General features: G+C 62.4%; 23 protein-coding genes, 1 tRNA gene and 1 pseudogene. 13 read left to right on the top strand and 12 right to left on the bottom strand.

What is annotated here, in order from left to right:
- Nucleotides 1-37 precede the first annotated feature (37 nt).
- Nucleotides 38-1,225, bottom strand: a complete 1,188-nt coding sequence (locus tag AC0NID_RS26055; protein ID WP_473458316.1) for a ZIP family metal transporter — start codon at nt 1,223-1,225, stop codon at nt 38-40.
- Complete coding sequence (locus AC0NID_RS26050; RefSeq protein ID WP_473458314.1) at nt 1,222-2,376, bottom strand: multicopper oxidase domain-containing protein; 1,155 nt, start codon at nt 2,374-2,376, stop codon at nt 1,222-1,224. Before AC0NID_RS26050 ends, AC0NID_RS26055 begins: the two co-directional genes overlap by 4 nt.
- Nucleotides 2,377-2,642: 266 nt before the next feature.
- Here AC0NID_RS26050 and AC0NID_RS26045 point away from each other — a divergent pair, with 266 nt between their 5' ends.
- The 4 genes and pseudogenes from AC0NID_RS26045 (at nt 2,643) to AC0NID_RS26030 (ending at nt 5,059) form a co-directional block, all read left to right on the top strand.
- On the top strand, nt 2,643-2,993 hold the full coding sequence (locus AC0NID_RS26045; protein ID WP_473458312.1) for a hypothetical protein: 351 nt from the start codon (nt 2,643-2,645) through the stop codon (nt 2,991-2,993).
- Between the two features lie 152 nt (nt 2,994-3,145).
- Nucleotides 3,146-3,451 carry an ETC complex I subunit gene (locus AC0NID_RS26040; protein ID WP_145720501.1) on the top strand — a complete coding sequence of 102 codons (306 nt, stop codon included), beginning with the start codon at nt 3,146-3,148 and terminating at the stop codon, nt 3,449-3,451.
- A gap of 62 nt (nt 3,452-3,513) precedes the next feature.
- Nucleotides 3,514-3,590, top strand: a tRNA-Arg gene (locus tag AC0NID_RS26035).
- Between the two features lie 234 nt (nt 3,591-3,824).
- Nucleotides 3,825-5,059 (top strand): annotated as a pseudogene (locus AC0NID_RS26030) (anion transporter).
- Between the two features lie 57 nt (nt 5,060-5,116).
- Here AC0NID_RS26030 and AC0NID_RS26025 read toward each other — a convergent pair.
- Nucleotides 5,117-5,506, bottom strand: a complete 390-nt coding sequence (locus AC0NID_RS26025) for a YkvA family protein (RefSeq protein WP_473522338.1) — start codon at nt 5,504-5,506, stop codon at nt 5,117-5,119.
- Nucleotides 5,507-5,698: 192 nt separating this feature from the next.
- On the bottom strand, nt 5,699-6,865 hold the full coding sequence (locus AC0NID_RS26020; protein WP_473458308.1) for a cystathionine beta-lyase: 1,167 nt from the start codon (nt 6,863-6,865) through the stop codon (nt 5,699-5,701).
- A 667-nt stretch (nt 6,866-7,532) separates the two neighbouring features.
- Between AC0NID_RS26020 and AC0NID_RS26015 the strand changes: the two genes are divergently transcribed.
- From AC0NID_RS26015 to AC0NID_RS26000, 4 genes are all read left to right on the top strand, one after another.
- Nucleotides 7,533-8,561: an amino acid ABC transporter substrate-binding protein gene (locus tag AC0NID_RS26015; RefSeq protein ID WP_473458306.1), complete on the top strand. Its 1,029-nt coding sequence runs from the start codon at nt 7,533-7,535 to the stop codon at nt 8,559-8,561.
- Between the two features lie 63 nt (nt 8,562-8,624).
- A complete protein-coding gene (locus AC0NID_RS26010) occupies nt 8,625-9,812 on the top strand; it encodes an amino acid ABC transporter permease (RefSeq protein ID WP_473458304.1) in 1,188 nt (395 codons plus the stop codon).
- A gap of 4 nt (nt 9,813-9,816) precedes the next feature.
- Nucleotides 9,817-10,974 (top strand): amino acid ABC transporter permease, encoded by a 1,158-nt coding sequence (locus AC0NID_RS26005; RefSeq protein ID WP_473458303.1) that lies wholly within the window; start codon nt 9,817-9,819, stop codon nt 10,972-10,974.
- A 21-nt stretch (nt 10,975-10,995) separates the two neighbouring features.
- Nucleotides 10,996-11,799 carry an amino acid ABC transporter ATP-binding protein gene (locus AC0NID_RS26000; RefSeq protein ID WP_473458302.1) on the top strand — a complete coding sequence of 268 codons (804 nt, stop codon included), beginning with the start codon at nt 10,996-10,998 and terminating at the stop codon, nt 11,797-11,799.
- A 143-nt stretch (nt 11,800-11,942) separates the two neighbouring features.
- On the opposite strand, the gene AC0NID_RS25995 is transcribed toward AC0NID_RS26000, so the two are convergent.
- Nucleotides 11,943-13,211: an FAD-dependent monooxygenase gene (locus tag AC0NID_RS25995; protein WP_473458301.1), complete on the bottom strand. Its 1,269-nt coding sequence runs from the start codon at nt 13,209-13,211 to the stop codon at nt 11,943-11,945.
- A gap of 9 nt (nt 13,212-13,220) precedes the next feature.
- Nucleotides 13,221-13,466, bottom strand: a complete 246-nt coding sequence (locus tag AC0NID_RS25990; protein ID WP_145720512.1) for a zinc-finger domain-containing protein — start codon at nt 13,464-13,466, stop codon at nt 13,221-13,223.
- A gap of 341 nt (nt 13,467-13,807) precedes the next feature.
- Here AC0NID_RS25990 and AC0NID_RS25985 point away from each other — a divergent pair, with 341 nt between their 5' ends.
- From AC0NID_RS25985 to AC0NID_RS25975, 3 genes are all read left to right on the top strand, one after another.
- Nucleotides 13,808-16,009, top strand: a complete 2,202-nt coding sequence (locus tag AC0NID_RS25985) for an RNA degradosome polyphosphate kinase (RefSeq protein WP_473458386.1) — start codon at nt 13,808-13,810, stop codon at nt 16,007-16,009.
- A complete protein-coding gene (gene ppx / locus AC0NID_RS25980) occupies nt 16,009-17,541 on the top strand; it encodes an exopolyphosphatase (protein ID WP_473458300.1) in 1,533 nt (510 codons plus the stop codon). Before AC0NID_RS25985 ends, ppx begins: the two co-directional genes overlap by 1 nt.
- Before the next feature lie 69 nt (nt 17,542-17,610).
- A complete protein-coding gene (locus tag AC0NID_RS25975) occupies nt 17,611-18,684 on the top strand; it encodes a serine hydrolase domain-containing protein (protein WP_473458299.1) in 1,074 nt (357 codons plus the stop codon).
- Between the two features lie 5 nt (nt 18,685-18,689).
- On the opposite strand, the gene AC0NID_RS25970 is transcribed toward AC0NID_RS25975, so the two are convergent.
- The 5 genes from AC0NID_RS25970 to AC0NID_RS25950 all read right to left on the bottom strand — a co-directional run bounded on the left by AC0NID_RS25970 (nt 18,690) and on the right by AC0NID_RS25950 (nt 23,241).
- Nucleotides 18,690-19,112, bottom strand: a complete 423-nt coding sequence (locus tag AC0NID_RS25970) for a DoxX family protein (RefSeq protein WP_473458298.1) — start codon at nt 19,110-19,112, stop codon at nt 18,690-18,692.
- A 177-nt stretch (nt 19,113-19,289) separates the two neighbouring features.
- Nucleotides 19,290-19,724, bottom strand: a complete 435-nt coding sequence (locus tag AC0NID_RS25965) for a DoxX family protein (protein WP_473458297.1) — start codon at nt 19,722-19,724, stop codon at nt 19,290-19,292.
- A gap of 124 nt (nt 19,725-19,848) precedes the next feature.
- The gene (gene fumC / locus AC0NID_RS25960; RefSeq protein WP_473458296.1) at nt 19,849-21,246 is read right to left on the bottom strand and encodes a class II fumarate hydratase; all 1,398 of its coding nucleotides are present in this window, start codon (nt 21,244-21,246) and stop codon (nt 19,849-19,851) included.
- Between the two features lie 142 nt (nt 21,247-21,388).
- Entirely contained in the window at nt 21,389-22,375 is a 987-nt protein-coding gene (locus AC0NID_RS25955; protein ID WP_473458295.1) for a glycosyltransferase family 10 fucosyltransferase, read from the bottom strand.
- Nucleotides 22,376-22,476: 101 nt separating this feature from the next.
- The gene (locus tag AC0NID_RS25950) at nt 22,477-23,241 is read right to left on the bottom strand and encodes an NIPSNAP family protein (protein WP_473458294.1); all 765 of its coding nucleotides are present in this window, start codon (nt 23,239-23,241) and stop codon (nt 22,477-22,479) included.
- An 83-nt stretch (nt 23,242-23,324) separates the two neighbouring features.
- On the opposite strand from AC0NID_RS25950, the gene AC0NID_RS25945 reads away from it, so the two are divergent.
- Together AC0NID_RS25945 and AC0NID_RS25940 are read left to right on the top strand one after the other, a co-directional pair.
- On the top strand, nt 23,325-23,939 hold the full coding sequence (locus AC0NID_RS25945) for a TetR/AcrR family transcriptional regulator (protein WP_473458293.1): 615 nt from the start codon (nt 23,325-23,327) through the stop codon (nt 23,937-23,939).
- A gap of 113 nt (nt 23,940-24,052) precedes the next feature.
- On the top strand, nt 24,053-24,730 hold the full coding sequence (locus AC0NID_RS25940; protein ID WP_473458292.1) for a hypothetical protein: 678 nt from the start codon (nt 24,053-24,055) through the stop codon (nt 24,728-24,730).
- A 21-nt stretch (nt 24,731-24,751) separates the two neighbouring features.
- Here the strand turns inward: AC0NID_RS25940 and AC0NID_RS25935 are convergent, their stop codons facing one another.
- Nucleotides 24,752-25,336, bottom strand: coding sequence for a hypothetical protein (locus AC0NID_RS25935; protein ID WP_473458291.1), 585 nt, complete (start codon nt 25,334-25,336; stop codon nt 24,752-24,754).
- Nucleotides 25,337-25,451: the final 115 nt, after the last annotated feature.

Genomic DNA, 25,451 nt, shown 5'->3' with positions numbered 1-25,451 from the left:
GCTCGGGCCGAGAGCGAAACGCCGCACTCCTGTCCGGTCAGACCTTTATGAAGGCAGCCGTCGCATACATGAAGGCGACGCCGGCCGCCAGGCCGCCCATGACGGGCGGTGTGAAGAAGGCATCGATGCCCTTCTGGTTGCGGCGCATCAGATAGGCACCGACCTCGACGATGACCTGCAGGATCGCGCCGGCGCCGATGGCAAGCGCTAGCGCCGACCATTGTGGCGCATAGGCGAGGCTGCCGAGCCACATGCCGAGGACGGCGGGCCCGCCGGCGAGCAGGACCAAGCCGGCGAACGTCCACAGCGGTGGCCGCTCCTTCAGGATCGGGGCGGCAATGCCGATGCCTTCGGTGATGTTGTGCAAGGCGAAGCCGAGCACCAGGAAGGTTCCGAGGCTTGCCGAGCCGGCCGCGAAGGCAGCGCCGATGGCAAGGCCTTCGCCGAGATTGTGAAGGCCGATGCCGAGCGCGATATATCCGGCCAACGCCAGTCCTGTCGGCGTGCCGCGCCGCCGTCCGATCGCCATCAGGACAAGGAAGCTGGCCAGACCCGCCAGCACCACCATGACCGGCCCCTGGAATACGGCGGCTGCCGTTCCGACCAGCTCGAAGGATTCTTCGACCGTGTCGACCAGCAGAAAGGCGAGCAGGCCGATGGTCAGCGCCAGCAGGAAGTTCATGCCGCTTTGCCCGACACCGCGCAGCGCCGGATAGAACATCAGGCCGATGGCGACGGGCAGCACGCCGACGATGATGCCGACCAATCCCTGCAGCTTGAGCTGTCCCGCGGTGGCGGTCGGGGTCGGCACCGCGACTTCGATCAGGTGTTCGAAGGTGACGCCTGAGTTGGTTACCAGGTTGACCGTGTGCGTTTCGCCCAGAACCCAGGGGAAGGGCAGATTGATCCACGCCGTGGAGGCGCGCGCGATGGTGCCTGGCGGATCCTGGGTGAATTGCCAGTAGGCGCCGTCGACCTGGACCTGGGCGATTGTCATCGGCTCGGAACCGCCGGCCCTGACAAGCAGATGAAGGCCTGATGTATCGAGCACGACACGCTCGAAAGTCAGTTTCTCGACGGCGGGAGCGCCATTCGACAATCCCTGCAGCGGATTGACGGCAATGATCCACGCCACCGCAATGGCGAGTGTGGCAAGAGGCAGGCCGATCCACAGCCAGTTGTTGCGTGACCTTGCCGGCGAACCGATGATGACGATCTTGTTCATGCCAGCGCCTCGACGACGTCGAACATCCCCATCCAGCCGAGTTCGGTGAACTCGCTTTGGTGGGCGTGGAACATGTAGAGGCCCGGTTCGTGCTCGGCGAAGGTGAATTCCAGGATGCCGCGCTGGGCCTGGCACTGGATGATGAGGTCGACCGTTTTCAAGGTCGGCGTCAGCGTCGTGCCCTGATCGAAATAGTCGAAGAAATTTCCGTGCAGGTGAAACGAATTGATGAGATCGAATTCCAGCACATTGACCAGATAGATGCGCACCGGCTTGCCGCGCACGATGCGGATCGGCGTCTTCGCATAGGCATGGGCGATGGTGTTGGCGGCGTAGAATTCGTTCTCCTCGTCGAAATTGGTGTCGAACCCGTTCATCACCATCACCAGTTCCTGCCAGCCGGCATTCTCCGGCGTGTCGAGAAGCCGTGACCGGGCGATCTCCGCGTGATCGGGATGGCGATCCGGGTCCGGATCGATGACAAAGGCGCCGTACATGCCCTTGTGGATGTGCCTCTTCAGCGGCAAGGCGTGGCAGTGATAGAGATGGCAGCCAAAGGGCCTGGCATCGAATTCGTAGACGAACTCGGCACCCGGATCGACCAGCCCGGCGCCGGGAATTCCGTCCATGCGGGCGGCATGGATGCCGTGGAAATGCATCGAGTGCGGATGCGAGCCGTTGTTCCTGAAGACAACGCGAATGCGCTCGCCTTCCTTGGCGCGCAGCGCCGGGCCGGGCACGCGACCGTTATACGTCCAGGCGGGGAAGGTGACGCCCGGCGCGATTTCGATCGTCTTGTCGACGGCCGTCATCTCGAACGTCCTGAGCGTGCGTCCATTGGGCAGAGCCGAGACCGTCCCTCGCTCCCAGTCCGTCAGCATCGGGATCGGATCAAAGCCGTTGGCGGCGTTGTCCACCTCGCCGACCGTGACCATCGCGCCATGCGCATTCATATGCTGAGGTGCGGCATCGGTGGCAGCCACCGCCGCCGTGTCATGACCGGCTGCCGCCGTGTCATGACCGGTATGCGGGGCGGACTGACCGAGCGCGCCGCGGGCAGCGATCGCCGTGCCGCCCACGGCGGCAAGACTTCCCGTAAGGATGGAACGGCGGCTTATCCGATCGCGCAACCATACTCCGACATCGACCATTTTCAGATTGTCCTCGAATTCACTCTTTTGGCCGAGAATAGCGTCAGCTGTTAAATATAGCAATGGCTTAATTTCGGCCAAGGCATGCCTGTCTCGTGTCACGGTCTTGACGATTCATCGACTGAGATCATTTGAGTTGAGGAATTCTCAGCCCTTGGATGTCCGCGTGCGTGGCTCGTCTCAATGGATCATAGCTGGCCGCACCCAATGGATTCTCGATTTCACCCTGTCAAATCGTCTCGTGTCATCGCAATTGGAGAAAATCAGTGATCTCACAAAGCATAGTTTCTGTATCCGTTTCGGCAATTGTTTTGGCCGGCTGCACCACTATGAGTTATGGGACCTGGAATAACCTGCACGAGAAGATGCGCGATAGCCCGCAAACAACACATAAGCTTATCGCCGACTGCATAGCGCGCCAGCGCGGGCTGAGCTCGCGCCAGAAAGTGGCACACGCAAAGCTCGTCAATCGAAATATCGCCGACTATGCCCCCACCTACTGCCGCCGCTTTCTCGGTGGCATCGCTTCGGGCCGAATTACCTATGACGACTATCTGAAGCTGGACTCACCAAATGCAGACCATAGCAAAGTGCTCAAGCTGATGGCGGGGCGTTGATTTTCTGCCACGCACTACCGCCATGCTATCATCGTCGGTGGCCCGCCGTGCCAAAAGCCGCGGCGAGCATCGGCCTTGCCGCCGGCGGCATTGCGAAGTAATGACGGGAGTAAAAGCGGCGGGTGCCGCTCGCACGTAGCAACGAGGTGTTCATGTCCGCGCGCATTTTCAGCCCAGCCAAAACCGCGATGCAGTCCGGCAAGGCCAAGACCGGCTACTGGGTGCTGGAATTCGATCCCGAGATGCGCAAGAAGATCGATCCGCTGATGGGCTACACCACTTCGGGCGACATGCGCAGCCAGATCAGGCTGACCTTCGACACCAGGGAAGAGGCGGTGGCCTATGCCGAGAAAGAGGGGCTGGCCTTCCGTGTCGAGGAGCCGAAGGAAACCAAGCGCCGCCAGATTTCCTATGCGGAGAATTTCCGCTATGACCGCAGGACGCCCTGGACACATTGACCGGCAACGCCGGGAACTGATCCCGGCGCATTGTTTCCGCCGGCCCCTGGGGTCGGCGCAGCGGTCCCGTAGCTCAGCTGGATAGAGCACCGGCCTTCTAAGCCGATGGTCACAGGTTCGAATCCTGTCGGGATCGCCAGTAATTCAAGGGTCCGTTCCGGACACATGGGTTGCGGTTTATACCCGAGACATGGCGCGCGAATCCGTGTCTTTTTTCCGGTATTACCGATCGTCCGCACACCTCGGCAGACAGGATTTCGCGGAGGTCGCGGGATCTCTTGTGCCTGCGTTCATTCCATGTCCGCAGTAAGGAGGGCGTTGGCGGATTCGCCGATGTCGGGGTAGGGCGGATCTGAATGGGGCTTTTCGACGAATGACATTGATGGGCGCGGCGGCGCTGCTGATCCTGATCCTGACCTATGCCGGCGTCGCCATCGGCAGGATCCCCGGCCTGCGCCTCGACCGGGCAGGCATCGCGCTGCTCGGCGGCGCGGCGATGATCGCCATCGGCGCGCTCAGCCTGGAGGACGCCTACCGCGCCATCAATTTCGACACCATCACGCTCCTGCTCGGCATGATGATCGTGGTCGCGCATCTGAAAGTATCGGGCGCCTTCCGTGCGCTCGGCGCCATCGCCATCGAGCACGCGCACGCGCCGTTCATGCTGCTCATGATGGTAACTCTGCTGACCGGCGTGCTATCCGCCTTCCTGGTCAACGACGCGATCTGCCTGGTCATGGCGCCGATCGTGGTCCACGTTACCCGCGTCATCAACCGCAACCCGGTTCCCTACCTGATCGCTACCGCCACGGCCTCGAATTGCGGCAGCGTCGCCACCATCACCGGCAACCCGCAGAACATGGTCATCGGCGCGCTGTCGGGGATTTCCTATCCGGCCTTCTCGGCAGCCCTGGCGCCGGTGGCCCTGTTCGGCCTCGTCGCCGTCATCGTCATCGTGCGCATCGTCTACCGGGCCGAATTCGCCCGCAAGGCCGAGCTCAGCCCCGAAGTCTATCGCGGGCGCATGCTGCCGGGCCAGGTGCTGAAAGCGGTGGTCGTCTGCGTCGGGCTGGCGATCGCCTTCTTCGCCGGGCTTCCGGTCGCCAAGGCAGCGCTGATCGGCGGCGCCATTCTTCTGGTGACCCGCGCCATCAAGCCGGCGCGCATCTACCGCGAGATCGACGGACCGCTGCTGTTCATGTTCGCCGGCCTGTTCATCGTCGTCGCCGGCGCCGAGAAGACGCTGCTGACCCCCGACATCGTCGCCTCGGCAAAAGACCTCGGGCTGGACGATGTGTGGCGGCTGTCCGGCTTCACCGCGGTGCTGTCCAACATCATGAGCAACGTTCCGGCCGTGCTGGCGCTACGGCCGTTCATACCCGGCCTAGAAGACCCCGAACGCGCCTGGCTGGTCGTCGCCATGAGCTCGACGCTAGCCGGCAATTTCACGCTGCTCGGCTCGGTCGCCAATCTGATCGTCGCCGAGCACGCGCGGTCTCCGGCACACCCCTGTCTTTCGGTGCCTTCTTCAAGGTCGGCCTGCCGCTAACGCTGGTGACGCTTTTTGCTGGGACGGCATGGCTGGCAGGCTTCATGCCAAGTCAATAAAGTGGTTGATTCTCAGGGAACATTCGAGCAGTTCGATCGCAGAGAAGCCTGATCGGACTATTCGGAGGGAGTAGGCCAGAATGCCCAGATCAGCAAAGCTGCCAAAGCCAGCCAGAGCGCCACGATAAAGAACATTCCAGTCCTGCTTTGCGGGCGAGTTTCGAGCGCGGCAGCCCGCGCTCGAAACTCGCCCATCAGCGGCGGCGGAACGAGCCTTATGGCCAGGATTACGCCGAGCGGTACGATGATCAGGTCATCGAGATAGCCGAGCACCGGAATGAAATCCGGGATCAGGTCGATTGGGGATAGCGCATAGGCGGCAACCATCCCCGCCACGAGTTTCGCGGACCAGGGCACCCGAGGATCGCGCGCGGCGAACCACAGGGCGACGATATCGAGCTTGATGTCGCGCGCCCGGCTCCTTGCCGTTTCCAGCCATGCTTTCATAAGGTTACTTTAGCACAGATTATTCGCCGGCATTCGAGCGGCGGTTGGTGATGGCCGAAACATGGTAGACGCAGCACCGGCAGGGTTCGATCAGGGTGAGGCCGTCAGCAACTGAAATGACTTTTTTAATTGCTTTTTCGCAAGTCTTTTCAGAGCACTATGCCGGTTTTTCGAATCAGCTTGGTAAGCCGCTCAAGCCGCCGCCGCGGCGAGGCCGCGCGCTAGATCGGCCTTCAAATCCTCGACGTCCTCGAGCCCGATCTGCAGGCGGACGAGCGGGCCGTCATACGGACCCTTGGCGACGACACGGTCGCCCAGGAAGACCGGCACGGCAAGGCTCTCATAGCCGCCCCAGGAATAGCCGAGCCCGAATATCTTGAGCGCGTCGAGAAAGGCATGCTGCTGTTTCTGGCTGCCGCCCTTGAGCACAATCGAAAAAATGCCGCTCGAGCCGCAGAAGTCGCGCTTCCAGAGAGCGTGGTCGGGATGGCTGGGGAGAGCGGGATGCAGCACGCGCGCCACGCCCGGCTGGCCCTCCAGCCAGCCGGCGATGTCCAGCGCGCTGCGCTGATGATGGTCCAAGCGCACGCCCATCGTGCGCAGGCCGCGCAGCACCTGATAGACGTCGTCGGGCCCGGGGCAGCAGCCCATCGTGTAGAACGTCTCGCAAAGCTGCTTCCAGCAGCCCTTGTTGGCCGACACGGTGCCGAGCAGCACGTCGGAATGGCCGGCCGGGTATTTCGTCGCCGCGTGGATCGAGATGTCGACGCCGTGGTCGAGCGGACGGAAGTAGAGCGGCGTCGCCCAGGTGTTGTCCATCATGACGACCGCGCCGGCGGCATGTGCGGCCTTGGCGATGGCCGGTATGTCCTGCACCTCGAACGTGTTGGAGGCCGGCGATTCGGTGAACACGACCCTGGTGCTGGACTTGATCAGCGCCGCGATCCCGGCGCCGGCATGGGGGTCGTAATACTCGACCTCGACGCCCAGCCGTTTCAGCATCGTGTCGGCGAAATTGCGCGTCGGATGATAGACGGAATCGACGATCAGCACATGGTCGCCGGCCGACATGAAGGCGAGCAGCGGCACCGTCACCGCCGCCAGCCCCGAGGGCACCACGATCGTGCCGGCCGAGCCTTCCAGTGCGTCGATCGCGTGAGCCAGCGCGTCGGTGGTCGGCGTGCCGCGCGTTCCGTAAGTGTATTTCTGGCTGCGCGCAGCCATCGTCGCCGCATTGGGATAAAGCACGGTCGAGGCATGCACGACGGGCGGATTGACGAAGCCGAAATAGTCGCGCGGATTGTTGCCCGAATGGGCAAGCAGCGTGTTGATGCCCATCTCGCTGTCGTTTTTTGCCATTGCTCTCTTCGCCCTGTCGTAAACCGCTAGCCATAGTGCGGCGGCATTGACCGTGCAACCGCCGGCGCCCCGCCAGCCGGCGGACTTCGGATGGACCAAATCACTCCAAGTGGCCGGTCCAAGTAGTCAGCGATCGAAGGGTGCGCCGCCCACGCCCTCGGGCGATGGGGCTGTAAAGGCGACCGCAAAACATGTGTGCCCGATTGCCTGATCGATGCCGGATCCCTGTGGCACTCCAGCTGTTCCCCCGCTGAAGCGTTCCTTGCATCCATTGGCGAGCGCCGTCTGGGGCGTGTAAAAGGCGCGGGCCATACCAATTCATTCCATGAGAAAGTCAGTAACGCTGCGTAAAGCCGAGGGCGAAATTTTGCAGGCCCGGTCGCGTTTTGCGTTGACCGGACTTTGCCGGCTTTGTTCGCACTGCTGACTAATTTCCAGGCGCGTTTGTCTGCAATTCAGGCATTTGCGGCAATTGGTTTTCAAACTCTTTCGGTTTCGGTCATTTTCCTTGACCTCATTGGAATAATCGCCTTCGATGCAGTCCGTGAATGGGAGGCAGCGCGTCGGTTGCGATGCGGGGTACCGGGAATGGGCCGGAACGGGAAGCTGCGTTCACACGGAAAAAAGTCAGGTTCGCCTGAAAAAAACAGAAAAGGGTCTGTGGGTTATGAAACACATTGCAATCGGCATTCTGGGCGCCGCCGCGTTTGGATTGATGGCTTCGGCCGCATCGGCGGCCACGCTCGACGACGTCAAGGCGAAGGGCTTCATCCAATGCGGCGTCTCGACCGGTCTGGCCGGCTTCTCGGCGCCGGACGACAAGGGTGACTGGCAAGGCATCGATGCGGATTTCTGCCGCGCTGTCGCGGCGGCCGTCTTCGGCGATGGCACCAAGGTCAAGTTCACGCCGCTCAGCGCCAAGGAGCGGTTCACCGCGCTGCAGTCCGGCGAGGTCGACATCCTGTCGCGCAACACCACCTGGACCATCAACCGCGACACGGCACTCGGCCTGAATTTCGTCGGCGTCACCTATTATGACGGCCAGGGTTTCATGATCAACGCCAAGAAGCTGCCAGGCGTGAATTCCGCGCTGCAGCTTTCGGGCGCGGCGGTCTGCGTGCAGAGCGGCACCACGACCGAGCTCAACCTTGCCGACTATTTCAAGTCGAACAAGATGGAGTACAACCCGGTCGTCTTCGAAAAGCTGGAAGAGGTCAACGCCGCCTATGACGCTGGCCGCTGCGACGTCTACACCACCGACCAGTCGGGCCTCTACGGCATTCGCCTGACGCTCGGCGCGCCGGCCGACCACGTCGTGCTGCCGGAGATCATCTCCAAGGAACCGCTCGGACCGGCCGTGCGCCAGGGCGACGACCAGTGGTACCACATCGTCAAGTGGACCTATTTCGCCCTGCTGCAGGCAGAGGAACTCGGCATCACCAAGGCCAATGTCGAGGAGATGAAGGCCTCGGACAATCCCGAGATCAAGCGCGTGCTCGGCGAGGAGGCTGACACCAAGATCGGCACCGATCTCGGCGTTTCCAATGACTGGGTCGTCAACATCGTCAAGGCCGTCGGCAATTACGGCGAAATGTTCGAACGCAATGTCGGTTCGGGCAGCCCGTTGAAGATCGCGCGCGGCATCAACGCGCTGTGGACCAAGGGCGGCCTGCAATACGCTCCGCCGATCCGCTGATCGAAATGTGATCCGGAAGGCAGCTGTCCTGCCTTCCGGTTTCTCTTTCCAGGGGATGGTCGAATGGCATCGCAGGAAATTCTTCGCGAGGAGCCAAGCCGCGGTTCCTTCATCAACGACCCGAAGATCCGCGGGATCGTCTTCCAGGTGCTGGTCGTCATCGTGCTGGTGGCGGCGGTCTGGTGGATCGCTCACAACGTCGTTGCCAATCTGACGCGCCTGCGCATCGCTTCCGGCTTCGGTTTTCTCAACGGCCGCGCCGGCTTCGACATCAGTGAGAGCGCGATCGCCTATTCGTCGGATTCGACCTATGGCCGCGCTATTTTGGTCGGCTTTATCAACACCGTGATCGTTGCTGTCGCCGGCATTATCACCGCGACCATCATCGGCTTCATCATCGGCATCGGCCGGCTTTCGAACAACTGGCTGATCCGCAAGATCTGCATGGTTTATGTCGAAGTCTTCCGCAATATCCCCCCGCTGCTGGTCATCTTCTTTTGGTATTCCGGCGTGCTTGCCGTGCTGCCGCCGCCACGCGAGAGCATCTATTTGCCGTTCGGTTCCTTTCTCAACCAGCGCGGCTTCTATTTTCCGCGCGCCGTGTGGGGCGACGGCTCCTGGCTGATCCTGGTTGCTCTGCTACTCGGCATCGCCATGGCGTGGTTCGTCGCCCGCAAGGCGCGACAGCGGCAGATGGCGACCGGCCAGCAATTCCCGGTGTTCTGGACATCGGCGGCGCTGATCGTCGGCCTGCCGCTGCTGGCCTACGCGCTGAGCGGCTTCCCGCTGAGCTTCGATTATCCAAAGCAATCGACGTTCAATCTGGTTGGCGGCTTCCAGGTCAGGCCGGAGTTCCTGTCGCTCTATCTGGCGCTGTCCTGCTACACGGCAGCCTTCATCGCCGAAATCGTACGCGCCGGCATCAGGGGCGTCAGCAAAGGCCAGACCGAGGCGGCCGCAGCACTCGGGTTGCGGGCGGGATCGATCCTGCGGCTCGTCGTCATTCCGCAAGCCATGCGCATCGTCATTCCGCCGCTGACCAGCCAGTATCTCAACCTGACCAAGAACTCCTCGCTCGCCATCGCCATCGGCTATCCGGACCTGACGGCAACCGCCGGCACGGTTTTGAACCAGACCGGCCAGGCGGTCGAGGGCGTGGTGATCATGATGGCAGTCTATCTCGGGCTCAGCTTGCTGACCTCGGCGGTCATGAACGTGGTCAACGCCAGGATGGCTCTAGTGGAGAGGTAGGATCATGCAGGAACACGATCTTTCCTTCGTCCGCGTCGAAATGGCGCTGGCAGAGCCGGCGCCGCCAAGCGAGCGCGGGCTTGGCGCCTGGGTGCGCAAGAACCTGATCGCTTCGGCCGGCGACACCATCCTGACCGTCATCGGCATCGTGCTGGTCGCGATGATCCTGCCGCAGGTGATCAACTGGGCCTTCATCAACGCCCAGTGGACGGGACCGGACCGCACGGTCTGCGCCACGGTGGCGCAAGGCGGCATCCAGCCGGACGGCTGGTCCGGCGCCTGCTGGGCCTTCGTCAACGCCAAGTTCGGCCAGTTCATGTTCGGCCGCTATCCGATCGAGGAGCGCTGGCGGCCGATCCTGGTCGCCATCCTGTTCGTGGCGCTTCTGGTGCCGCTGCTCATCCCGAAGGTGCCGCGCAAGGGGCTGAACGCCATTCTTCTCTTTGGGGCGCTGCCGGTCGTGGCCTTCATCCTGTTGGTCGGAGGCATGTTCGGCCTGCCGCTTGTCGAAACCTCGCTGTGGGGCGGGCTGCTGGTGACGCTCACCCTGTCCTTCGTCGGCATCGCCGTGTCGCTGCCGGTCGGTATCGTGCTGGCGCTCGGCCGGCGCTCGAAGATGCCGATCGTCAAGATGCTGTGCGTGATCTTCATCGAGACGGTGCGCGGCATCCCGCTGATCACCGTGCTGTTCTTTGCCAGCGTCATGCTGCCGCTGTTCCTGCCGGCCGGCGTCAGCTTCGACAAGTTTCTCAGGGCTCTGATCGGCGTATCGCTGTTTGCCGCTGCCTACATGGCCGAAGTAATACGCGGCGGCCTGCAGGCAATCCCCAAGGGCCAGTATGAAGGTGCTGATTCGCTTGGCCTTGGGTACTGGCAGAAGATGGGGCTGGTCGTGATGCCGCAGGCGCTGAAGCTGGTCATTCCCGGCATCGTCAACACCTTCATCGGCATGTTCAAGGACACCAGCCTGGTCATCGTTATCTCGATGTTCGACCTGCTGGGCATCGTCAAACAGAATTTCTCCGACGCCAACTGGGCGACGGCGCAGACGGCCAGGTCCGGCCTGGTGTTCGCCGCCTTCGTCTTCTGGCTGTTCTGCTTCGGTATGTCGCGCTATTCGATGTTCACGGAACGCCGGCTCGACACCAGTTACAAACGCTAAGAACAAAAAAGGGAACCTTCCATGACCACAGAAAATGCAGTCAGCGCGGAAGAGATCAAGGTCAATGCCGCCAAGATGCAGGTTTCCACCACCGATGTCGCCATCGACATCATCGCCATGCACAAATGGTACGGCGAATTCCATGTGCTGAAGGACATCAACCTGAAGGTGATGCGCGGCGAACGCATTGTAATCTGCGGCCCGTCGGGCTCCGGCAAATCGACGATGATCCGCTGTATCAACCGGCTGGAAGAGCACCAGAAGGGCAAGATCATCGTCGACGGCAAGGAATTGACCAACGATCTCAAGAAGATCGACGAGGTGCGCCGCGAGGTCGGCATGGTGTTCCAGCACTTCAACCTGTTCCCGCATCTGACCATCCTGGAAAACTGCACGCTGGCGCCTATCTGGGTGCGCAAGACGCCGAAGAAGCAGGCCGAGGAAATCGCCATGCACTTCCTCACGCGCGTCAAGATCCCGGAACAGGCCAACAAATATCCCGGCCAGCTTTCCGGCGGGCAGCAGCAGCGCGTCGCCATCGCCCGCTCGCTGTGCATGAACCCACGCATCATGCTGTTCGACGAGCCGACCTCGGCGCTCGATCCGGAAATGATCAAGGAAGTGCTGGAGACGATGGTTGGCCTCGCCGAAGAAGGGATGACCATGCTCTGCGTCACCCACGAAATGGGCTTTGCCCGCAAGGTCGCCAACCGGGTGATCTTCATGGATCAGGGCCAGATCGTCGAGCAGAATACGCCGGCCGAATTCTTCGACCATCCGCGCCACGAGCGCACGAAACTGTTCCTGTCGCAAATCCTGCACTGATCGCTCTCACGCAAATGAAAAGCGCTCGGCCGAAATCCGGCCGGACTCTCTTGCGTCAGGGCTGTCGGCCGGCGATCGCGTCTGCTATCGGCTAACGTATCATTCCTTCGCGCGCCCTCTGTCCTGCCGGCCTGTCAAGCGTATCATCGCACGCCAACTTCCGGCATCCGCCAGCCATACAGCCAGTCCAAATCCGCTGCGAGCTTTTCCGGCGAGCGCAGCTTCAGGAACAGGTTGCGGGCAGCCGCCACAGGCCCGGAAGCGTGCCAGGCGAGGTGGTTGACGGCACCGCGGCGGGCGACTTGGGAAACGCGCCGACGCCGCATCTTTTCCCAGGCGGCAAGCGCGCCTGCGAGGTCGGCGGGGGAGGCGGCGACAAAGCCGGCGAGGGTTGCGGCGTCTTCGATCGCCATCGCCGCGCCCTGTGCCGCAAACGGCGTCATCGCATGCGCCGCATCGCCGATCAGCGCGATGCCCGCGGGCGTCGTCCACGGCTGCCTTTGGTCGACCGTATGGACCGGCCATGCGGTCCACGGGCCGGCATCCTCGGCAAGCCGGACCAGCGCCGCCGCCGTGCCCCGCATGGCGCTGGTGAGGATGTTGGGATCGGCGTGGCCCGACCAGCCCTCGGCGATGATCTCGCCCTTGGTGAAGGCAACAAGGTTGAACGCCGTGCCGCCACTGACCGGATAGACGACGAGGTGGAAGCCGGGATGCAGGAAGGCGGTCACGCAACTGGCGGCGCCGACCGCCGCAAAGGCCGCTCCCGCGGCGCTGTCGGCGCCGATCGTGGCGCGCCAGGCAAGCTCGCCCGAAAACCGGCTCGAAACCGGCCCAGCGGCGGAAACCCCGTTCCCGCCCGACCTGTTCTTGCCGGAAGGGTCGAGGCCGCGGATCGTCGACCAGACGCCGTCGGCCCCGATCAGCAGAAAGCCGCTCGTCTCGACGGCCTTGCCGGCAATCTCGGCCGCTGCCGTGATATGGCGCGGTCCTGCGGCGATGCTGCCGACGCGCGCGCCGGTGACGAAGCTGATGTCGGGCTGTTCCGTAAGGCGCGCCATCAGCGCGTCCTGCAGATCAGCCCGATGGGCGACGAGATAGGACGCCTGCCAGCGCCTTTCGGCTGCTTCGCCAAGCGGTACCCGCGCCAGCTCGCGTAGCGTGGCGGCGTCTTTGAGCACGACCGCCTCCGGCCGCACCGCCGCCGGCAGGAGCCGGTCGAGCACGCCGAGTTGCCGAAGGATGCGCGTTGCGTTGGGTGAGAGCTGGATGCCGGCGCCGGCCGCTTCGAGGTGCTGTGCCTGCTCGAACAGCCGCACCAGATAGCCGCGCTCGGAAAATGCCAGCGCCGCGGTCAGCCCGGCAATGCCAGCTCCGGCGATGATGACCTGCCGGGACCGCGTATCGTCCATGCGTGCGCGTCAGGCGGCCTGGCCGATATACAGGCACCCGGCAGGCTGCGTTTCCGTCGCCTTCAGCTTTGGCGAATAGCGATAAAGCGTCGAGCAGTAGGGGCAGACCTTTTCATTGTCGTCGCCCATGTCGAGAAATACGTGCGGATGGTCGAAAGGCGGGTTGGCTCCGGTGCACATGAATTCCTTGACGCCGATGTCGATCGCCGGATAGCCCGCATCGTTCTGGAAATGGGGAATGGAACCGCCTGCCATCGTCCTCTCCTTTAGCTCCGGCATGATCTCGAGATCGACATTTTCGAGGTCATGCGCAAATTGAAATTCCGCGGCGTCCTTTGCGCATCCGGCAGGACACGCGGCGCTTCAGTCTCTATCTGCATCTGGATCATAACCCTTCTCTTTGCAAGATCGATGAAATGAAACTGTCGCAAAAGCCTGTCAGAGGATAAGTTAAGCCGGTTAAGGCATAGGCCCGGAAACCGAAATCGGGTTTTCGGAACGGATTATGAGTAGCTTCAAAATGGGCCGCGCGTCCCTTGCGCGTCCGAAAGGGCGCGTGGCGCTCTGGCCGGTAGCGGTGGGAACGAGCAGGAATGATGAACCAACTAAAGCCAGTGCAGAGCGAATTCACCACTGTCGAGGTGGCGAGCCCGGAAGGCGGCAACCCGGACCGCTTCGTCAACCGCGAGTTTTCCTGGTTGCAATTCAACCGCCGCGTCCTCGAGGAGTCGCTGAACGCCAATCACCCGCTGCTCGAGCGTGTCCGCTTCCTGTCGATATCGGCCGCCAATCTCGATGAGTTCTTCATGGTCCGCGTCGCCGGTCTCGCCGGCCAGGTTCGCGAAGGCATCTCGCTGAAGAGCCCGGACGGCCGCACCCCCGAACAACAGCTGGAACAGTTGCTGCGCGAGGTCGAGCGTCTGCAGGAAGACCAGCAGAAAAGTCTTTCGGCGCTGATGCTGCTGCTAGACAAGGAAGGCATCGAGAGCGTCACCCGCGATGCGCTGACCAAGGACGAGAAGGCCTGGCTTGAAGATCATTTCCAGGAACAGGTGTTTCCGGTGCTCACGCCGCTGTCGATCGACCCGGCGCATCCGTTTCCGTTCATTCCCAATCTCGGCTTCTCGATGGCCCTGCAATTGCGCCATCGCAAGAATGGCGAGGAGATGAGTGCGCTGCTGCGCCTGCCGGTGGCGCTGAAGCGCTTCATCCGCCTGCCCGACCGCAAGCAACATGTCCGCTTCATCCCGCTGGAAGAGGCGGTCGGCCTCTATATCGGCAAGCTGTTCCCCGGCTATGAGGTCAAGGGCTCCGGCACGTTCCGCATCATCCGCGACAGTGACATCGAGGTCGAGGAGGAGTCCGAGGATCTCGTGCGCCTGTTCGAGACGGCGCTGAAGCGGCGCCGCCGCGGCTCGGTCATCCGCATCGAATTCGACAAGCTGATGCCGGCCGAACTGCGCGAGTTCGTCGCCGGTGAGCTTGGCGTCTCGTCGAGCCGCATCAGCGTGCTCACCGGTCCCCTGGCGCTCAGCCAGATTTCCGAGATCGTCGCCATCGCTCGCGACGATCTCAAATTCACGCCCTACAATCCCCGCTTTCCCGAGCGCATCCGCGAGCATGGCGGTGACTGTTTCGCCGCCATTCGTGAGAAGGACATCATCGTTCACCACCCATATGAATCCTTCGACGTGGTGGTGCAGTTCCTGCGCCAGGCCATGGCTGACCCTGAAGTGGTGGCGATCAAGCAGACGCTCTATCGCACCTCGAACGACAGCCCGATCGTACGCGCTTTGGTCGACGCGGCGGAGGCCGGCAAGTCGGTGACGGCGCTGGTCGAGCTCAAGGCGCGTTTCGACGAGGAGGCCAACATCCGCTGGGCGCGCGACCTCGAGCGCGCCGGCGTGCAGGTCGTGTTCGGCTTCCTCGAACTGAAGACCCACGCGAAAATGTCGCTTGTGGTGCGGCGCGAGGACGGCAAGCTGCGCAACTACGTGCATCTGGGCACCGGCAACTACCACCCGGTCACCGCGCGCATCTACACCGACCTGTCCTTCTTCACCACCGATCCGACGATCGCCCGCGATGTCGCCCAGCTGTTCAACTTCATCACCGGCTATGCCGAGCCGACCGAGGAGATGCGGCTGGCCATATCGCCATTCACGCTGCGCAAACGCATTCTCAAGCACATTTCGGACGAGATTGCGCACGCGCTCGAGGGACGGCCGGCGCGCATCTGGATGAAGATGAATTCGCTGGTCGATCCGATCATCATCGACGCGCTCTATGACGCCAGCCGCGCCGGTGTCGAGATCGATCTCGTCGTGCGCGGCATCTGCTGCCTGAGACCCCAGGTGCCCGGCCTGTCGGAGAACATAAGGGTCAAGTCGATCGTTGGCCGCTTCCTCGAACACAGCCGCATCTATTGTTTCGGCAACGGCCATGGACTGCCCTCGGACGGGGCGGTCGTCTACATCTCGTCGGCCGACCTGATGCCGCGCAACCTCGACCGCCGTGTCGAAACCATGGTGCCGATCACCAATCCAACTGTGCATGAACAGGTCCTCGGCCAGATCATGCTGGGCAACATCATGGACAACCAGCAAAGTTTCGACGTATTGGCTGACGGAACCTCCCGGCGCGCCGTGCTTGAGGAGGGCGAGGAACCGTTCAACGCGCAGGAATATTTCATGACCAATCCGAGCCTTTCGGGACGGGGTGATGCGCTGAAATCGCATGCGCCCAAGCGCATCGCGCAGTTCAAGCGCCGCAAGAAAAACGGCGCAGCGTCCGGCTGATGATTTCAACGTCCCAGGGCCGGCTTCAGGACCGCCGACCGCTGTCCATCATCGACATCGGGTCGAACTCGATCCGCCTTGTCGTCTATGAGGGGTTGGCGCGCTCGCCGACCACGCTGTTCAATGAAAAGATGCTGGCTGGCCTCGGCCGCGGCATCGTTTCGACCGGAAAGCTCGACCCCGGGGCGGTGACGCGCTCGATGGAGGAGTTTCGCCGTTTCCGCGCGCTCTCCGATCAGGCTGGCTCCGAGCACATGTATGTGCTGGCGACCGCCGCCGCCCGTGAGGCGGTCAACGGTCCCGATTTCATCCACCGCGCCGAAGACGTGCTCAAGACCGAAGTCCAGGTGCTGAGCGGACGACAGGAAGCGCATTATTCCGCGCTCGGCGTCATTTCCGGCTTCCATCCGGCCAACGGCATCGCCGGCGACCTCGGTGGCGGCAGCCTCGAACTGGTCGACGTCGACGGCGAGGCGATCGGCGACGGCATCACGCTGCCGTTGGGCGGCCTGCGTCTGCAGGACATGGCCAGGAACTCACTGCCCCAGGCGGCAAAGATAGCGCGCGACGAACTGGCAAGGGCAAAGCTCCTGAAAGGCGGGCGGGGCAGGCCGTTCTATGCGGTCGGCGGCACTTGGCGAAACCTCGCCCGGCTGCACATGGAAATGACCAGATATCCGCTAAGCGTCATGCACCACTACGAGATCGGCATCGACAGCGCTGCGAATTTCCTCAAGCAGGTGGCCAAGGGCGAGATCGAGAAGGTGAGGGGTATCGAAGGCGTCTCGAAGAACCGCCGCTCGCTGCTGCCTTATGGCGCCATCGTGCTGCAGGAGATCATGGCGGCGATGCAGCCGTCCAAGATCATCGTCTCGGCGCTTGGCGTGCGCGAAGGCTTTCTCTATTCGCTGCTCGACGCCGCCGAGCAGAAGGCGGATCCGCTGATCTCGGCCGCGGAGGAACTCGCCCGGCTTCGCTCGCGCTCGGTCACCCACGCGCAGGAGCTTGTCGAATGGACGGGCAAGACCTTTGCCGCCTTCGGCATCGACGAGACCGACGACGAGACGCGCTATCGCCGGGCCGCCTGCCTGCTTGCCGACATCGGCTGGCGCGCGCATCCCGAATATCGCGGCAAGCAGTCGCTCAACATCATCGCCCATGCCTCCTTCATCGGCGTCGACCATCCCGGGCGCGCCTTCCTGGCGCTTGTCAGTCTGTTTCGCCACGAGGGCCTGTTCAATGAAGCCGCTCCGGAAATCCGGGGATTGGCGACGCCGCGCTACCTCGAGCGCGCCCGCGCGCTGGCCGCGGTGATGCGCGTCGTCTACCTGTTGACGGCGGCGATGCCGGGCGTCATGCCGCGGCTGAGATGGGAGAATCGCGGCAATGGCGTGCTAGCGCTGGTGCTGCCGGCGTCACTGGCCGATCTTTACGGCGAGCGGCCTGCCGGGCGCATGGCGCAACTGGCGAGGGTCACCAATCGCCGGCTGGTGCTGGAGGTAGAGGGCGGCCTTAGTGTGTCGGCGAAGTGAGCAGTCGGCCCCGGGGGCGGATTGTCGCCTGAAGTTTCGTGACGGTGGGGCAAACACGGAGTCAAATCTATGGCCATTGCACAGGAGCCTCTGTCGTCATTCCCGACCGGCGATAAAGCGAAGGCGCTCGGTTTTGATCCTGCAATCCACCGCAAGCTTGTTGCCGGCATCGAGTCCGGCTTGCTGCGTGACCTGCATGTCGTTCTCTCCGCCCGCTCTGAAGAGGTGTTCCTCCAGCACTATGCCGAGGGCAATGATGAGGAATGGGGGCGCCAGATCGGTCGGGTCGCGTTCGACGCCGGCACGCTGCACGATCTCCGTTCGGTGACGAAGAGCATCGTCGGCCTGCTCTACGGCATTGCGCTCGACAAGGGGCTGGTGCCGCCGCCCGAAGCGCCACTCTTCGCCCAGTTCCCGGAATATCCCGACCTAACCTCCGATGCTGCCCGCTCGAAGATCACGATCGGAAATGCGTTGACGATGACGCTCGGCATGGAGTGGGACGAAAACCGTCCCTACAGCGATCCGGAAAACAGCGAGATTGCGATGGAGAACGCGCCCGATCGCTATCGCTTCATCCTCGAACGCCCGATCGTCGCCGAACCCGGAACAGGCTGGATGTATTCCGGCGGCAGCGTCGCCCTCGTTGGCGCCGTCATTGAAAGGGGCTGCGGCAAGTCGCTTCCCGACTTTGCCCGCGATGCGCTGTTCACACCGCTCGGCATCGACCGTTTCCACTGGTCGGCCGGTCGCGACGGCGTAGCTTCCGCCGCGTCCGGATTGCGGCTGACCGCCCCTGACCTTCTGAAGATCGGCATGCTCCTTCTTCGTAGGGGCTCGTGGAAGGGGCGAAGGATCGTGTCGGAGGGCTGGATCGAGGATTCGTTCACAGCCGCGACCTCGACTCCGGATGGTCTGGGCTATGGCCGGCTGTGGTTCATCGGCGATGCCCCGGCACCCGCATTCGCCACGCTCAAACCATGGCATGCCGGCTTCGGCAATGGCGGACAGCGGCTTTGGCTGATGCCCGATGCGGACATCGCGGCCGTGATCTATGCCGGCAACTACAATGCTTGGGATGCCTGGGTGACGCCGACCCGCGTCTGGCGCGAAATCATTCTGGCCAATTTTCGGGACACCTGAGGCGGTCAGCTCGCGTCGGCGCCCATGCCGAAGCTGCGCCCGTCGATCGAATAGGCGCCCGCGCCAGCCAGCGCCAGCGCCAGAAAACCGCCTGATAGGGCGATGTCCTTCATCAGCATCTGTGAATGCATGAAGGTCAGCGTCGGATCGTCGCCGCCCTGGCCATAATGGCCGATGAAGGCGGCTGCGATGCAGAAGGCGGCAAGCAGAAGCGCCGCGATCGGCGTCTTGAGGCCGGCGAGGATGAGCAGTCCGGCGATCAACTCGAACAGGCCTGTCACCCAGGCCGCGAGCGTCGGCAGCGGCAGGCCGAGGCCGGCAAAATAGCCTGACGTGCCGGAGATGTCGCTGAGCGCGTGGAAACCGGACGGAACGAAAAGCGCGGCGAGCAGCAGCCGGGAAAGCAGTAGCAGCGCATTGCGGGGCATGGTCACCTCCGTTGTCGGCGTGGCCGGTTGGCCTGTTCCTCGCCCGGCACCTCGATCTTGACAGAAATTCGGGCCACGCCAACTGGCCCGGCGAATCGAAGGTCCGGATGGATCGACAACGAAAAAGGGGCACGGAAAATTCCGCGCCCCTTTGCTGCAAAAAGTCCTGCGACTGCGTCAGCCGCGCTTGGCATCGACCGAATAGGCGCCGGCGCCCGACGAGGCCAGCACGAGGAAGCCGCCGGCAATCGCCAGGTTCTTCATGAAGCTGATCATCTGCATCTGATCGGCCCAGCCGGTGTGGGCGACCAGCGCCGTGGCGACGGTGAAGACCGCCAGCACCCAGGCGGTGATCCGTGTCTGAAAGCCGATGAGGATGGCGAGACCGCCGAGCAGCTCGAGCAGGCCGACGACAATCGCCGTTACGGTCGGCAACGGCAGGCCCATACTGCCGAAATAGCCGGCGGTGCCGGCGATCGCGGTGAGCTTGCCGAAACCGGAAAGCACGAAGATGACTGAAAGCAGGACACGGCCGAGAAGGATCGTGCCAGAGACGTTAGAGGCGGCGTTGGAAACGGTGCCGGAACCGGCAATGGAGGCATTGGTGGACATTGTGATTCTCTCCGGGAAGGGGTTTGTGATCCCAGTCCAGATAGAGCAAGCCGACTGTTCACCAAAGACGCGGATTTGATTACAGTTCGTTCACCGCAGTAACGTTTTTGCGATCGCTCAGTGGCTAGCCCGGATGCGTCATGTCCTCCGGCCGCACCAGGCGGTCGTAATCGGCCTCGTTGACCAATCCGGTGGCGAGCGCTTCCTCGCGCAAGGTTGTGCCCTTCTTGTGCGCAGTCTTGGCGATCTCGGCGGCATTGTCGTAGCCGATGGTCGGCGCCAGTGCCGTCACCAGCATCAGCGAACGGTTCAACGCGTCACGGATGTTGTCTTCCCGCGCTTCGATGCCGACGACGCAATTGTCGGTGAAGGAGGTGGAAGCGTCGGCGAGTAGCTGCACCGACTGCAGGAAATTATAGGCCATCAGCGGATTGTAGACGTTGAGCTCGAAATGGCCTTGGCTGCCGGCAAAGGTCAGTGCGGCATTGTTGCCGAATACCTGCACGCAGACTTGTGTCATCGCCTCGCACTGCGTCGGGTTGACCTTGCCCGGCATGATCGACGAACCCGGTTCGTTTTCCGGCAGCGACAATTCGCCGAGGCCAGAACGCGGCCCGGAACCGAGAAAGCGGATGTCGTTGGCAATCTTGAACAGGGCGGCGGCACTCGCGTTGATGGCGCCATGCGAGAACACCATGGAATCGTGTGCGGCCAGCGCCTCGAATTTGTTCGGCGCGGTGACAAAGCCGATGCCGGTGATCGCGGCGATGCGCGCCGCCACCTTCTCGGCAAAGCCTACCGGCGCATTGAGGCCGGTACCGACCGCGGTGCCGCCCTGTGCCAGTTCCTGCAGGCCGGGCAGCGTCATCTCGATGCGCTTGATCGAGGAGGCGACCTGCGCTGCATAGCCGGAGAATTCCTGGCCGAGGGTGAGGGGCGTGGCGTCCTGCGTGTGGGTGCGGCCGATCTTGATGATGTGCGCGAAGGCTTTGGTCTTGGCTTCAAGCGCTGCCTGCAAATGCCTGAGCGCCGGCAACAGGTCGTGGACGATGCGCTCGGCGCAGGCGATGTGCATGGCCGTCGGATAGGTGTCGTTCGACGACTGGCTCATATTGACGTGATCGTTGGGATGCACCGGCTTCTTCGACCCCATGACGCCGCCCAGGAGCTCGATCGCCCGGTTGGAGATCACCTCGTTGGCGTTCATGTTGGACTGTGTGCCCGAGCCGGTCTGCCAGACGACCAGCGGAAAATGATCGTCAAGCTTGCCGTCGATGACCTCCTGCGCAGCCTCGATGATCGCACTGCCGATCGTGGGATCAAGCCGCTTCAGCTCCATGTTGGCTTCAGCCGCCGCCCGCTTGACGATGCCGAGCGCGCGAACGATCGACGCCGGCTGCTTTTCCCAACCTATTTTGAAATTGCCCAGCGAGCGCTGCGCCTGCGCGCCCCAGTAACAGTCGGCGGCGACCTCGATTGGACCGAACGTGTCGGTTTCGGTTCTGCTCTCTGGCGCGCTCACTTGTCTCTCCAGTCTGTCGAATTCGGCACCGGCGTATCGCGTTGCACAACCGGCTTCAAGCGGAGATTGCGGACGGCGGGGATGCAAATCGGTTCAAAAGGGACGCCCTTCCGGGCTTGGACAGCGGGAGGCGAGCAGATTGTCAGATCGGAACTTTCTTCTGCCAGCGACGTAGCCGCGTGCGCAGGAAAGAGACGCGGCCGAAAGGCAGCGTCGGCCTTCCCGCCGGCGGGTGCGTGCGGTCCGCCATACGTTGACGCACGAGGCTCGCCAATCGACAGAAAGGAGGTGTTTCAAGGTATTGCAGGCGCTTGACGAGCCTGTCGGGCAACGGCTTAGCCCGCCAGTCAAAATAAGCTTCGTAGGCTTGCGGCGTTGCGATCAGATGTTGGAGGTATGAGGCGAGATCCTCGGCGTCGCGGAAGGCGTTTGCATCGATATACGAGTTCTCCGGGACAAATTCACTCACATTCGGCGCGCCAAGATAGATCGGCACGGTACCGGCTCTGAATGCGTCGAAGATCTTCTCGGTGACGTAATCGGTGTCGACCGAGTTTTCCAAGGCGAGGCAGAATTTGTGCCGCGCAATGGTTTCGATCTTTGTTTTCGAGCCAAGATCGGGACCCGAAATCGATCGGTTGTTGAGATGCCGGCCATAGGAATCGATCTTGATATGGCGTGAAAGCTCGGCTGCGAAATCGACGCGGCCGCTGTAGTTCAATCTGGCCGATTGAAAATGCGCCACCGGAGCGATTTCCGTCTTCGGCGGGACTGGCCTGCTAAGCGTTTGTTCCCACCAGCGGATACGAGGAAGATAGGGCGCCCAAACATCCGACCGGGCTTCATAGGTCATCGTGATGTCGAAATGTCTCATGATTTCCGCGTCTGCGAGGCGCTTGTAGTTTTGGCGGCTCTCCATCGACCAGGCGACCCAATACTGGCCCGGATACTTGTAAGCGTCGCCGACTTCCCGAAAGTTCGGAATATGGAAGACGACCGCGGCCGCCTCGGAAATCCGGCTCTTGTCCAGCGTCCACCGTCCGGGCACTTCACAGCGTATCGATGCGACGTCGACGGGCTTGCTGAAAAAAGTCGTGTAGAAAAGGATCAGCGGGTCGTTCGATGGCATGAAGCTGGCACCACGATTGTAGGACAGGCTTCTTACGTTAGGCCGGCCGGAAAGCGAAATTGCCAAAGCCGCCGCTGGTCCATGCGGCTCTCGGCGGCATGTCATCGCCCCAGCAGCGATTGTGAGGTGGGCGAAAGGCGCAGCATTTCCGTCGGCCTGGCCAGGCCCAACTGCAACGCCTGCCAGGCCGGCGCGGCGGCAAGCGCTGCCCCAAGGCTGGCATGGGCGTTGTCGAAACTCGTAACGGTAATGAAGACGTTTTCACTCGTCCGCACCGGCAGGCGAGGAAAGCTGTTTTCGGCATGCTCGCTGACGAAGGCGGCAAGCGGCCGCGCGCCAAGTGCCGCCAGCACCGGAATGGCGTCGGTTTCGAAGCGGCTGGCGAAGTCGGCCTCGGCGCCGGGCCGCAAATGATGAATCCGGATGACAACAATACCCGACAAGCAATTGTCCCTGCTTGGCTTTTTGTCACCCGGCAAGTCCTCTCGTTGTAAGCCCGTCAGGTCGAAGCTCGCGCCCGGCCATGCCGGTTTCAGCAACAGCACGTCGTCGGAGGAGATCATCGTGGCGTTGGCGACATCGCGCCAGGCAGCCCACACCGGTCCCTCGTAGAAAGCCGCCAGCGCATTTTTCCGCATCTCCATCCCGTCGAAGCCGCGCAGCCATACGAACATGTCAGGCCGGTCGATATCGCGAAACTGGCCGATGATGGTCATCCCAGCCTCTTCCTGGCCCTCGATCAGATGATTGTCGAAGACGCCGATCAGCGTCTCGCTCTGGCCGGGTTTCAGCACGTACTGCCTGAGTTCGACGACCGGCGAGGCGTCGAGCCTGGATTTCGATGGGGCATTCACGGGCCGGCTCATAGCGCATTCTCCAAAACAGGGCAGTCATCCTGTTTTTAAAACAGACCGGTTGTCCTGTTTTGTCAATCTGCTATCGTGCGAAAATGTCAGCAGCCGTTCGCCCAAAGGTGCCGCCCGGGAAACGCACCAACGACCCGGAAGGCCTGCGCAAACGCGTGCTCGATGTCGCCGAAGCCTCCTTTCAGGCGCGCGGCTATCACGCTTCCAGTCTCGGCGATTTGATGGCGGCGGCGGGCGTCACCGGGGGCGCGCTGCATCATCATTTCCCGACCAAGAAGGCGCTGGCGCTGGCGGTGATCGAAGAGCGGGTGGCGGCGGCCGTCGAAGAAACATGGATCGCGCCGGTGCGGGCGGCAGGCTCGGCGCGCGAGGCTGTGCGCGGCGTGTTCGAGGCCGTGGCGACGGAACTGGAACAGCAGGGTTTCGTGCGCGGCTGCCCGCTCAACAACCTGGCGCATGAACTGTCGCTCGCCGATCCGGATTTCCGTAGTGTCCTTGCCGGCATCTTTTCGGCATGGCGCGAAGCGATCGCCGACAAGGTCACGGCCGACCAGCAAGCGGGCAGGGAGCAGGCAACCGATCCGCAGCGCTTCGCGGCGTTCGCGGTCGCGACCTATTCCGGCGCCATGTCGATGGCCAAGACAACGCAGGACGCTGGCGTATTGCGCGACTGTGTGCGCGAGCTGGACAGGTCCTGATCCGCCTCGCTGGCCAATTCGAGCTGTGACACTTCCGCTGTTCGCCAGGTTTGTCGCTCGCCCGACCGATGTTATCCTGGATGACTTGCTGGACGACTGGGGGACAATTGCTCTTGAAGACACTGTTCCAATATGCGGCCTTGCCTTGCGCTGTCGCCCTTGCGGCAGGTCCGGCGCCTGCGCTCGCCGAACCTTCGATCAAGGCGTTGTATGAGATCACGCTCGATATAGACAATGATGGCAAAACGGATCGGGCCGTGTTGGTGTTGGTGGGCGGGCCCGAGCGCACGGACTTTGGCTCTTTGAGCGACGAGCGGTACGGGTTGGGCGCTGGCGAGAGCGTGGACCTTTATCTCTACCTGGCCGTCGGCGATGAAAAGCTCGATCTGTCGCGCAAGCCGGCATTTCTTAGGAAAGGCATCGTCGATCCGGAAGAAACCCCCTGGGTTCAGCCGCTCGAAAGCAGTGGCAAGGGATCGCTGATCGTCACGTCCGTTTACGGCTGGGGAGCCCGGCAATCATGGGGACAGGCCATCACGATCATCCATCGCGGCGGCGAATTGCTGGTCGCAGGCTACTCCAGAGACTGGGAGTGGGGTAACGAAGTCCACAAATCGGATGGGTCATGGGACGTGGAGACAACCATCGGCGGTTGTGACATCAACTTTCTCACCGCAAAGGGTGTTGTGTCGGAAGGGCTGGAGGAAGGTAAACCAATCGAAGGGAAATTCACGCTCTTGAAGCTCGCGGACTGGTCGGATGACAAGCGCCCCGAGGCCTGTGATTTCTAAGGCGCTTGGATGGGCCTCACCCTACGGCAGCGGTTCGATGACCTCGTAGCCGACCACGCTTTCGGCGTTGGTGCCTTCGTCATAGCGTCTGGCCAGAACTGCTTGCAGGTCGGGCGCGTAGAGCGCGGTGAATTCATCCAACGTTTTGCCGGCCTCGTTCTTGATCGTCTGCTTGACGGCGAGCACGTTGTACTTGCAATCGCCCAGGCTGAACGTCTCCTTGCCCTTGACGCTGATCTCGAGCGTTTCGGTGCCCTTCGTTTGTTTGTTCGGCGCGAGGCGGACGAACAGGGTCTTGGTCTTCGCCCCGGCCTTGAGCGGAAACAGCTTTCTGAGATCGGAAAACGGGATCATGGCGAGCTGACCGGTCTTGCTGTCGCGGAGCACCTCGATCAGACCGCCGAACAGGAATTGCGCCTGCGGCGATTGAGACTGGTATGTGTTGGCGACGGACATCATGCCGCCCGCTGCCGGTCGAAACTCGCTGCGGATTCCGGGCTTTTCAAGGATGAAGCCAGCCTTGGCGGCCTTGGCGTCGATGCACTCGGCACCATGAGCGGCGCTCGCCAGGATGATGAGAGTCATGCCGATGGATATCGTCTTCATAGCATCTGCTCGCGTAAGTTGAGTTCCGACGCTGAAAGGAATGCCAGACCTGCGGCACCATGTCGACACACCCGTTCGGGACCACTGGACGAAGAGGCATCGGCTGTGCTGATTT

The sequence above is a fragment of the Mesorhizobium sp. WSM4821 genome (assembly GCF_055901555.1).
The sequence above is the reverse complement of the archived record's forward strand: the minus strand, read 5'-3'. Positions and strand labels throughout refer to the sequence as shown.

What these genes read in the sequence shown, in the direction of transcription:
- AC0NID_RS26010 (WP_473458304.1), top strand. Translation starts at nt 8,625, where the DNA reads ATGGCATCGCAGGAAATTCTTCGCGAGGAGCCAAGCCGCGGTTCCTTC.
- AC0NID_RS25965 (WP_473458297.1), bottom strand. Translation starts at nt 19,724, where the DNA reads ATGTCCACCAATGCCTCCATTGCCGGTTCCGGCACCGTTTCCAACGCC.
- AC0NID_RS25990 (WP_145720512.1), bottom strand. Translation starts at nt 13,466, where the DNA reads ATGGCAGGCGGTTCCATTCCCCATTTCCAGAACGATGCGGGCTATCCG.
- AC0NID_RS26050 (WP_473458314.1), bottom strand. Translation starts at nt 2,376, where the DNA reads ATGGTCGATGTCGGAGTATGGTTGCGCGATCGGATAAGCCGCCGTTCC.
- AC0NID_RS25970 (WP_473458298.1), bottom strand. Translation starts at nt 19,112, where the DNA reads ATGCCCCGCAATGCGCTGCTACTGCTTTCCCGGCTGCTGCTCGCCGCG.
- ppx (WP_473458300.1), top strand. Translation starts at nt 16,009, where the DNA reads ATGATTTCAACGTCCCAGGGCCGGCTTCAGGACCGCCGACCGCTGTCC.
- AC0NID_RS26025 (WP_473522338.1), bottom strand. Translation starts at nt 5,506, where the DNA reads ATGAAAGCATGGCTGGAAACGGCAAGGAGCCGGGCGCGCGACATCAAG.
- AC0NID_RS25945 (WP_473458293.1), top strand. Translation starts at nt 23,325, where the DNA reads ATGTCAGCAGCCGTTCGCCCAAAGGTGCCGCCCGGGAAACGCACCAAC.
- AC0NID_RS26000 (WP_473458302.1), top strand. Translation starts at nt 10,996, where the DNA reads ATGACCACAGAAAATGCAGTCAGCGCGGAAGAGATCAAGGTCAATGCC.
- AC0NID_RS25985 (WP_473458386.1), top strand. Translation starts at nt 13,808, where the DNA reads ATGAACCAACTAAAGCCAGTGCAGAGCGAATTCACCACTGTCGAGGTG.
- AC0NID_RS26055 (WP_473458316.1), bottom strand. Translation starts at nt 1,225, where the DNA reads ATGAACAAGATCGTCATCATCGGTTCGCCGGCAAGGTCACGCAACAAC.
- AC0NID_RS25995 (WP_473458301.1), bottom strand. Translation starts at nt 13,211, where the DNA reads ATGGACGATACGCGGTCCCGGCAGGTCATCATCGCCGGAGCTGGCATT.
- AC0NID_RS26040 (WP_145720501.1), top strand. Translation starts at nt 3,146, where the DNA reads ATGTCCGCGCGCATTTTCAGCCCAGCCAAAACCGCGATGCAGTCCGGC.
- AC0NID_RS26015 (WP_473458306.1), top strand. Translation starts at nt 7,533, where the DNA reads ATGAAACACATTGCAATCGGCATTCTGGGCGCCGCCGCGTTTGGATTG.
- AC0NID_RS25950 (WP_473458294.1), bottom strand. Translation starts at nt 23,241, where the DNA reads ATGAGCCGGCCCGTGAATGCCCCATCGAAATCCAGGCTCGACGCCTCG.
- AC0NID_RS26005 (WP_473458303.1), top strand. Translation starts at nt 9,817, where the DNA reads ATGCAGGAACACGATCTTTCCTTCGTCCGCGTCGAAATGGCGCTGGCA.
- AC0NID_RS26020 (WP_473458308.1), bottom strand. Translation starts at nt 6,865, where the DNA reads ATGGCAAAAAACGACAGCGAGATGGGCATCAACACGCTGCTTGCCCAT.
- AC0NID_RS25935 (WP_473458291.1), bottom strand. Translation starts at nt 25,336, where the DNA reads ATGAAGACGATATCCATCGGCATGACTCTCATCATCCTGGCGAGCGCC.
- AC0NID_RS25955 (WP_473458295.1), bottom strand. Translation starts at nt 22,375, where the DNA reads ATGCCATCGAACGACCCGCTGATCCTTTTCTACACGACTTTTTTCAGC.
- AC0NID_RS25975 (WP_473458299.1), top strand. Translation starts at nt 17,611, where the DNA reads ATGGCCATTGCACAGGAGCCTCTGTCGTCATTCCCGACCGGCGATAAA.